This is a genomic window from Pseudonocardia pini (genome assembly GCF_013870575.1).
Classification (GTDB): domain Bacteria; phylum Actinomycetota; class Actinomycetes; order Mycobacteriales; family Pseudonocardiaceae; genus Pseudonocardia; species Pseudonocardia pini.
This window is the reverse complement of sequence record NZ_JACBXB010000154.1, coordinates 1-9,048: the sequence shown is the minus strand read 5'-3', so window position 1 is coordinate 9,048 and position 9,048 is coordinate 1. Positions and strand designations below refer to the sequence as shown.

Annotated in this window: 6 protein-coding genes; 3 read left to right on the top strand and 3 right to left on the bottom strand. The window is 71.9% G+C overall.

Features of this window, described 5'->3' with window-relative positions; genetic code table 11:
• The 3 genes from H5J29_RS11765 to H5J29_RS11755 form a co-directional block, all read left to right on the top strand.
• Window positions 1-195: hypothetical protein (locus tag H5J29_RS11765; protein ID WP_220187289.1), on the top strand; the 195-nt coding region annotated here is incomplete at its 5' end.
• A gap of 89 nt (window positions 196-284) precedes the next feature.
• Entirely contained in the window at window positions 285-1,784 is a 1,500-nt protein-coding gene (gene zwf, locus H5J29_RS11760) for a glucose-6-phosphate dehydrogenase (RefSeq protein ID WP_181780969.1), read from the top strand.
• A 659-nt stretch (window positions 1,785-2,443) separates the two neighbouring features.
• A complete protein-coding gene (locus H5J29_RS11755; RefSeq protein ID WP_181780968.1) occupies window positions 2,444-4,291 on the top strand; it encodes an HNH endonuclease signature motif containing protein in 1,848 nt (615 codons plus the stop codon).
• Between the two features lie 867 nt (window positions 4,292-5,158).
• On the opposite strand, the gene H5J29_RS11745 is transcribed toward H5J29_RS11755, so the two are convergent.
• The 3 genes from H5J29_RS11745 to H5J29_RS11735 form a co-directional block, all read right to left on the bottom strand.
• Window positions 5,159-5,707 carry a hypothetical protein gene (locus H5J29_RS11745; protein ID WP_181780967.1) on the bottom strand — a complete coding sequence of 183 codons (549 nt, stop codon included), beginning with the start codon at window positions 5,705-5,707 and terminating at the stop codon, window positions 5,159-5,161.
• A gap of 84 nt (window positions 5,708-5,791) precedes the next feature.
• Entirely contained in the window at window positions 5,792-6,532 is a 741-nt protein-coding gene (locus tag H5J29_RS11740) for a class I SAM-dependent DNA methyltransferase (protein ID WP_181780966.1), read from the bottom strand.
• Between the two features lie 42 nt (window positions 6,533-6,574).
• A complete protein-coding gene (locus tag H5J29_RS11735; RefSeq protein WP_312858171.1) occupies window positions 6,575-8,833 on the bottom strand; it encodes an NAD(P)-binding domain-containing protein in 2,259 nt (752 codons plus the stop codon).
• Window positions 8,834-9,048 lie beyond the last annotated feature (215 nt).

The window sequence follows — 9,048 nt, the reverse complement described above, 5'->3', positions numbered from 1 at the left end:
GCGCAGCGCGCGGAGCCGACCGTGGGCGCGGTGCCGCGGTGGGCGGCCGCCGCGCTCATCGTGTCCCAGCCGCTGCACGTGGTCTTCGCGACGGTCGTGCCGAACCCGCTGCTCGACGCGCTGGCCTGGGTCCTGACCGCCGTGGGATTCGTCGCGGTGGCGGCGACACCACCCGGACGGAGCAGCGCCGTGTGATCGATGTCGGGGGGCCCGCGGGGACGGGAGGGGCTAGGGTTCCCCCGTCCCACGTCGGCTGCCCTGCCTCTGTCCGAGGAGATCCCCGCGTGCCCGATCACCGCCCCCAGACCATCGCCTACCCCGGACCGGGGTCACGCCCCTTCCGGCGCGACCCGGAGACCCTGGCGCCGCACGTCATCGTGCTCTTCGGGGCCACGGGCGACCTGGCCAAGCGCAAGCTGCTGCCCGGTCTGGCCTACCTGTCCGAGTCGGAGCTGACGCCGTCGATCCGGATCGTCGGCACGGCGATGGAGGACCTGTCCACGGACGAGTTCCGCCAGATCGCCAAGAACGCCGTGCAGAACTTCGGCACCCACCGCCTCGCCGAGGAGGACTGGGCGGACTTCTCCGAGAAGCTGACCTACGTGCCCCAGGGCGCGGGTCCCGAGGCGCTCACGGCCGCGGTGAAGGAGGCCGAGACCCTCCTCGGCGAGGACACCAAGCGGCTGCACTACCTCTCGGTGCCGCCGAAGGCCGCGAAGGCCGTGATCTCCATGCTGCGAGACGCCGACCTGGTCGACCGCTCGCGGGTGATCATGGAGAAGCCGTTCGGGCACGACTTCCCGAGCGCGATCGAGCTCAACGACTACGTGCACACCGTCTTCGACGAGACGCAGATCTTCCGGATCGACCACTTCCTCGGCAAGGAGGCGGCGCAGAACATCCTGGCGTTCCGCTTCGCCAACGGGCTGTTCGAGCCGATCTGGAACCGCAACTTCATCGACCACATCCAGATCGACATCCCGGAGACCCTCGGGCTCGACGCCCGGGCGAACTTCTACGAGTCCACCGGCGCGTACAAGGACATGGTTGTCACGCACCTCATGCAGGTGATGGCGTTCGTGGCGATGGAGCCGCCCACGGCCCTGGAGCCGCGGGCGATCTCCGAGGAGAAGAACAAGGTCTTCCGGTCGATGCTCCCGGTGCACCCGTGGGACGTCGTGCGCGGGCAGTACACCGGCTACCGCGAGGAGGAAGGCGTCGCGCGGGACTCGGACACCGAGACCTTCATCGCGCTCAAGGTCGGGCTGGACAACTGGCGCTGGGCGGGCACCCCGTTCTACCTGCGGACCGGCAAGAAGATGGCCGAGGGCCAGCGGATCATCTCGATCGCCTTCAAGGAGGCGCCGCGGACGATGTTCCCCACGGGCTCGGGCGTCGGCACCCAGGGGCCGGACCACCTGACATTCGACCTGGCGGACTCCTCGAAGGTCTCGCTGTCCTTCTACGGCAAGCGTCCCGGACCCGGGATGCGGCTCGAGAAGCTGTCGATGCAGTTCTCGACCCAGGAGACCGAGTCCGCGGGCGACGTCCTGGAGGCCTACGAGCGGCTGATCCTCGACGCGATGCGCGGCGACCACACCCTGTTCACCACCGCCGAGGGCATCGAGTCGCTGTGGGAGCGGTCCACCCCACTGCTGGAGGACCCGCCGCCGGTCAAGAACTACCCGCCCGGCTCGTGGGGCCCCAACGCGATCCACCAGCTCATCGCCCCCAACGCCTGGCGCCTGCCCTTCGAGCGGGCGTGGCGGGAGAAGAAGCCGTAGCTCTCTCCTCCCGCGTCGGCGCTGTGGTGGAGGACCACGGTGGTCGACGGCGCTGGTCGGGCTGGGCCGCTTCGCCGAAGGGGTGAGGGGGCGGCTGGGGGTCCCTCGAACGCCGGTCGATGGTCTCCCGCCGGTAGCGGGGCCCGAGGCGCGCGCCGCTCGCGAGGTCGGGTCGCGTGCCCGCACCGGTTGGTGGGTGGTCGTGGTGACGGGGGCGCCGGGTCTGCGGCAGGGCCGGTGTCTCGGGTGGGCGTCGCTGACGGGCCGCGGCGGTGAACGAGCCTCGTCGGCTCGCGGCGCGGTCGTGGTGGGCGGGGTGTCTCCACGGGTCTGACGTGGTGTCGTCCGTGCCGCCGGAGAGTGCTGGTCGATGGTTCATCGCCGAGGGTGGGCGATCGGGGCCTGCGCGTGTGTGGGTGTGTTCGGGGTGGATGGGTCCACGGTGGCACGGGCCTGCTGCGGCTTCGCGGTGGCGAGGGGCTCCGTCGGCCGGAGACGCCGTCGTGGTGGTGCGGATCTCGGACCGGTGAGAGCGCCCGTCGCTGTTTTCGCTGATCAGCGTCAGGGGCGTCGAGGGTGCGACGGCGTCGTCGCCGAAGGGTGGCCTGGGAGCGGTCAGTGGCATTGTCTGCCCAGCTCAGGGCGGTAGAATCGAATGTATGTTCGCCTCCGAGGAGATGTCGACCGCCGTCATGGCGGACGTCTCGTCGTGGCTGCGGATAGAGGCGCAGGTCGGGTCGCTCGCCGAGGCGGTGGAGGCGGTCGGCGGGGTCGAGGCGGCCTTCCGCGAGCTGGGTCGTGACCTCGCGGAGAACCTGGGTGGAAGGGCCGATTCCGCGAGCCTCGACGACACCGCCCTGATCGATCTCATCTCGGTGGAGGAGCGGCTGTCCCGCGTCCACGCGGCGCGTCGCACCCGGTTGGTCGCCGAGCTGGCGCGACGCCGCCCCGGGGACGAGCGCGGGGTGTCCTCGGACGACACCGCCGCCGGCTTCTCTCGCTGGGCGCCCGACGAGCTGGGCTGCGCCCTCGGGCTCTCCCGGACGACGGCGCGGGCGCGGCTGGTGGAGGCCGCGCGACTCGAAGGTCTCTTCCCGGACACCCTCCGGGCGTGGGAGCAGGGCCGGATCGACGAGACCCGCGCCCGGATCGTGCACGACGCCACCCTCGTCCTCGCCGACGACGACCTCGCCCGCGCGGTCGAGCCGCTGGTCCTGCCGGAGGCCTCGCAGCAGACCTGGGCGCAGGTGCGCGCCTGCGCCCGCGAGGCGGTCCTGCGAGTCGACCCGGAGGGTGCGAACCGGCGGCACCATGAGGCACGCAAGCGCCGTCTCGTCGATGTGTACGCCGAGGACGACGGCATGTCCGCCCTCCGAGCCGTCCTGCCCGCCACCGAGGCGGACGCCGTCTGGCACCTGCTGACGAACCTGTCCAAGAGCCTCACCGACGACCGCACCCTCGACCAGCGGCGCGCCGACCTCGTCGCGGACCTGCTGCTCGGCCGCCTCACCGTGACCGACCTCCGCTCCACGAACACCACCGGCACAGGCTCCCCCGCCACCGCCACCGCCACCGCCACCGCCACCGCCGCCATCTCCACCGCCACCGCCACCGCCACCGCCGCCATCTCCACCGCCACCGCCACCGGCTCCGCTTCCGTCGACACCTGCACCGCCTGCACCGCCTGCACCGCTACGGACGGTGGTGCTGCCTGCAGCACCACCGATGCGTGCACTGTCGGCGGCGCGACTGACGGTTGTGCCGCGGCTGATGGTCGTGCTGTGGCTGATGGTTGTGCCGCGGCTGACGGTTGTGCCACGACCGGCGGCTCTGCCATCACCGGCGGGTGCGCTGCCACCGACGGATGCGCCACCACCGAGGAGGGTGGCTGCGGTGTGGGTGCGCGGCCGTCTCGATCGGGCCGCACCACGCGGACGTCGGTACAGGTCGTGGTGGGGATCGACACCTTGACCGGCGCGTCGGACCAGCCCGGCCACCTCGTCGGGTACGGGTCGATCCCGGCCGACCTCGCTCGCGAGGCCGCGCTCGACGGGGTGTGGCGCCGGTTGGTCGCCGATCCGCTCTCCGGAGCACTGCTCGACCACGGCCGCACCTCCTACCGGCCGCCGAAGGCCCTGGCGGACTTCGTGCGAGCCCGGGACCAGGTGTGCCGGTTCCCGACCTGCCGTCGGCGGGCGGTCGACGCCGACCTCGATCACCGTCGCCGCTGGGCGGACGGTGGCGTGACCTCGGCCGAGAACCTGAGCGGGTACTGCCCGCACCACCACAGGCTGAAGGAACAACCCGACTGGGAGGTCCTGGCCCATCCCGACGGCGTCCTGACGTGGATCACCCCGACCGGCCACCGTCACGTCAGTCGCCCGCACGACTACCGGCCGCACACGTCACGTCCGCCCGATCCCACCCCGGCCCCGCGATCGACCCTGCCAGCCCTCCTCGCCGGGTCGATACCGCAGGCTCCTGACCAGGAACTTCCTGACTTCTAGCTCCGCCGCCCGGGGACGTTGGTGGAACCGGGGGTCGTGTGACGACACGACGTGATCGATCGTGATGGGTGAGGACCTCTCGGAGTGGTGTGGAGCTGTCTGACGGCATCCGCCCCGACTCCGGGAGGTCCTCGTGCTCCCCGCTAACGCGGCTTTGACCCCACGTGCCCGATTACGACTGGCGCGTCTGATCGTCGACGAGCATTGGCCGGTCTCGGTGGCTGCGGCCCCGCTTCCAGTTGTCGTAGCGCACGGCGAAGCGGTGGGCCGACGCCGCCGAAGGCCCCGCCGGGACGTTCGACCGCTCCTCCCGGCCCCATCGCAGCCCGAACACGACCCCCGAGCCGGTCAAGCGGAAGATCGTGCACCTGTGGCTCGAGCAGCGCCTGGGCCCGTCGAGGTCGCCGCCCGCGTCGGTGTGGCGGCAGCCTCTACCGCCCACCAGGTCCTGCGCCGCTGCCGGATCAACCGCCTCACCTGGTTGGACCCCGCCTCGGGTGAGCCGATGCGCCGCGATGAGTACCCCGCCCGAGGATGCTCCACGTCGATGTGAAGAAGCCCGGCACCATCCCCGACGGCGGGCACCGCGGGAGTAGGTGCACGTCGATACCCTGCCGGCCGGGACCGGCGTCGAGGCGGCGGCGACAGCTCCCTGCACATGCCGACCACTCCCGACTCGCCACCAGCGAGATCCACACCGAGGGGCAGGGCGTCGCCGCGGCCGGGCCGGGGCCCGAGCACAGGTCCGCTGCGCCGCAGGACAGCACCTTCCACCTACGCCACCGCGAACGATCGCGCGCTGGGACATGCGGATCGCTCGCCCCACGTCATCGCCGACGAGCGCTCCACGAGACACGCACGGCCGCCTCAGCGGTCCCAGAGCGGGTGGGGGTCCCGGCCTGCGGACATGATGAAGCGGTCTCGCCAGGACACGTCGGCGGGGACCGGGGTGAGGGGCTCGCCGAAGTAGCCCAGCTCCCGCCAGCGGTCATGGTCCTTGGCGGTGTGGTCGTGGAGGGTGCGGGCGAGGTCCTCGGTCAGCGGGTTGACCGAGCCACGGTGCACCGACACCTCGTGGGCCGCGACCGCGACGGCCACGGCGCGGCGCCAGAGCAGGTCCTCGTCCGTCGCACCCGCCGCCGCCCTCGTGACCACCTCGGCCGCCCGCGCCGCCACGGCGGCGAGGTCGCGCCGCGGCTCCAGCGGCTCGACGGGCTCGGGGTCGGCCCCGGACAGCTCCACGGCCAGCGCGAGGTCCCGGGCGATGTGGTGGCGCACCAGCACCTCCAGCGGCCCGGGGCCCGGTCCCTCCGGCACCTCGGGGACCCGCAGCCGCCACTGGTCCTGACCCACGCCGGTGAGCACCTGGACCCACACCCGCTCCGCCTCGACGAGACATTCCGCAGCCCGCAGCATCCGCACCTCCCTGTGCCGGTGGAGGGCAGCAGAGCACAGGTCGGCGCGCGGATGGGCCGGATGGAGCACACTGAGACACCTGTGTCAGGAGTGGCGCTCCCGAACCGGCTCCCGCACCGCCTCCCACACGGACACGTGCGAGGCACTCCGCCCGGTGAACGCCGACCGGTCCCACCAGCCCCAGCGCTCCCGCAGCCGCATGCCCGCCAGGCGGGCCATCAGGTCCAGCTCCGCGGGCCACACGTAGCGGAACGGGATCGAACGCCGTACACCGTCCGTGACGTGATGCGACCACATCCGCTGCGCGGCCGGGTCGTCCACGTCGTACTCGTCGTAGCCCACGCCCCGCGCGTCGTGCCGGAACACGCGGAAGCGCTCGCCGGGCCGGACCTGCGGCACCCCGGTCTCGACGACGAAGCAGCCCCCCGGCCGCAGGTGCCGGGCCGCGTTGGCGAACGTCGCGACCTGGGCGTCCTGTGTGGTCACGTTGCCGATGGTGTTGTATACCAGGTAGACGAGGTCGAACTCGCCCGGCACCCGGGTCGAGGTGTAGTCGCCGACCACCACGGGCAGGTCGGCGCCGCCGGGCTTGGCCCGCAGCTGCGCCACCATCGCCGCGGACAGGTCGATCCCGTGCACCTCGACCCCCCGCGCCCGCAACGGGAGGGCGATCCGCCCGGTGCCGACCGCGAACTCCAGGGCACGCCCGCCGAGCGCGGCGAGGAACCCGGACTCCAGGGCGAGGTGCTCGGGGGTGAACCGGACGTCGTCGTCGGAGTCGTAGTGCTCCGCCACGCCGGGTCCGAACCGGTCGGTCGTCTCCACGCCACCAGACCAGCACAGGACGTGGAGACGACGCGACCGGTTTCAGCGCAGGTGGTGGACCTCCGCCACGCCGTAGACCGGGGTCGGTATGCCCTCTTGGCGGGCCTTGAGCTGCAGGGCGAGGTAGAGCGAGTAGTGGCGGCTCTGGTGCAGGTTGCCGCCGTGGAACCAGAGCGCCTCCTGCTGCGTCGGCTTCCACATGTTGCGCTGCTCGCCCTCCCACGGGCCGGGGTCCTTCGTGGTGTCGGAGCCCAGCCCCCACACCTTCCCGACCTTGTCCGCGACCTCCTGGCTGATCAGGTCCGCGGCCCAGCCGTTCATCGAGCCGTACCCGGTCGCGTAGACGACGAGGTCCGCCTCCAGCTCGGTGCCGTCGGAGAGCTGGACGGCGTGCTCGGACAGCGAGACGACCTGGCCCTGGACGAGCTTCACGTCCCCGTTCGCGACGAGGTCCGCCGCACCGACGTCGATGTAGTAGCCCGAGCCGCGGCGCAGGTACTTCATGAACAGGCCGGAGTCGTCGTCGCCCCAGTCGTGCCGGAACCCGGCGGCCTCGAGCCGGTCGTAGAACTCCTGGTCCCGTTCCTTGATCGCCGCGTACACCGGCTGCTGGAAGGTGTGCATGATCCGGTACGGCAGCGACGCGAAGATCATGTCGGCCTTCTGCGTGGTCACCCCCGCGGCCACGGCGCGCTCGGAGTAGAGGTCACCGAGGCCGAGGTCCATCAGCGAGTCGGACCTCACGATGTGCGTCGACGAGCGCTGCACCATCGTCACGTCCGCGCCGACCTCCCACAGCGCCCCGCAGATGTCGAAGGCCGAGTTGTTCGACCCGACGACGACGACCTTCTTGCCCTTGTAGGCGTCCGGACCGGGGTGCTTCGAGCTGTGGTGCTGCTCGCCCTGGAAGACGTCCTGACCGGGGATCTCCGGCACGTTCGGCTTGCCGGACATGCCCGTCGCGAGCACGAGCTGCTTCGGGTGCAGCGTGATCTCCTCGCCGTCCCGGTCGAGGACGACGGTCCACTCCTCCCCGTCGTACGACGCCGACCTGCACGTCGTCTTCGACCAGTAGGTCACCTCCATGACCTTCGTGTAGAACTCGAGCCAGTCCGCGATCTTGTCCTTCGGCGCGAACACCGGCCAGTTCCTCGGGAAGTCCAGGTACGGCAGGTGGTCGTACCAGACCGGGTCGTGCAGGCAGAGGGACTTGTACCGGCTGCGCCACTGGTCGCCGGGCCGGTCGTACCGGTCGACGACGACGTGGGACACCCCGAGCTGTCGCAGCCGCGCCCCGAGCGCGATACCGCCCTGACCACCGCCGACCACCACGACGTACGGCTCCCGGGTGCGACCCAGCTCCTCGGACTCCGCGCGCCGCGCCTCCGCCCAGGTCACCCGGTCGCGGTTCGCGCCGTGCTCGGCGCCCATCGGGCGGGCCTCGCCCATCGGCTCCTCGTGGCCCTTGAGCTCGTAGAGGGTGGTGAGCAGGGTCCAGGCGCCCTCGTCGTTGAGGCGCAGGTGCCCGCGGCCGCGCCCGACGGCCGTCTCGAAGGCGATCCAGGCGTCGACGATCCCGTCGGCCTCGGTCGGCTCCTCGGTGGTGTGGAAGTTCCGGGCGTCCGTCGAGTCCATCGTGGACCTCAGCAGGTCGGCCACGCCCTCGCGGTTCTCGACCGTCTTCAGGTTCCAGGTGAACGCCACCAGGTCCCGCCAGAACGACGTCGTCGCGAAGAGTCCGGCCGCGCGCTCGGCGTCCCGGGTGGCGAGCGCGGCCTCGAAGTCCGCGAGCCAGGCGTCGACCCGTTCCTGCGTGGTGGTGCCCGTCTCGAGGGTCTGGGTCATGCGGACCTCCCTGTCCGTGCGACGTGCCTGCGGTGCGTGGGGTGAGTGTGGTGCGTGCCACACCACTTCACCTCCGGCCCGGCGCCGCCGCAAGGGTTGCAGCACCGTTGCAGCGCCGCGATGTGGCAGCGTGGGGTGGGTGACCTCTGCGCGCCGCATCGGGATCGGACTCGCCGCCGTCGGCAGGCCCGCGATCACCTCGGCGGCCGACCGACCGGCGGCGAGATCGTTGGTCCCGATGTGCAGGACGACGTCCGTGGCGCCCGGCACCGCGTCCACGTCCGTGTCGTAGCGGGCGGCCGGAGCCTGCCCGGTCGAGCCGGTGACCAGCTGGTTCGCCGCGATCCCCGCATTGAGCACCGGCATGGTGAGCGCGCCGGTGAGGCGGGTGGCGAGGGCGTCGGACCAGCGCTGGTCGCCGGTGCTCCCGACCCCGTCGGTGATCGAGTCGCCCACCAGGACGACCGCCCGTTCGGTCCGCGGAGTGAGCACGTCGACGCCGGAGAGCACCGACCACGCGCCCACCGGATGGGTGAACGGGCGGCCGGAAGGATCGTCGACGGCGTCGCCGGGCTCGGAGACGTACGAGGTCGTGAGGGCGACGGGGTGCACCGAGACGGTGGCGGGCGCCGTCGGCAGGAAGAGGCTGACGGCGATCGGCCGCGCCCGCT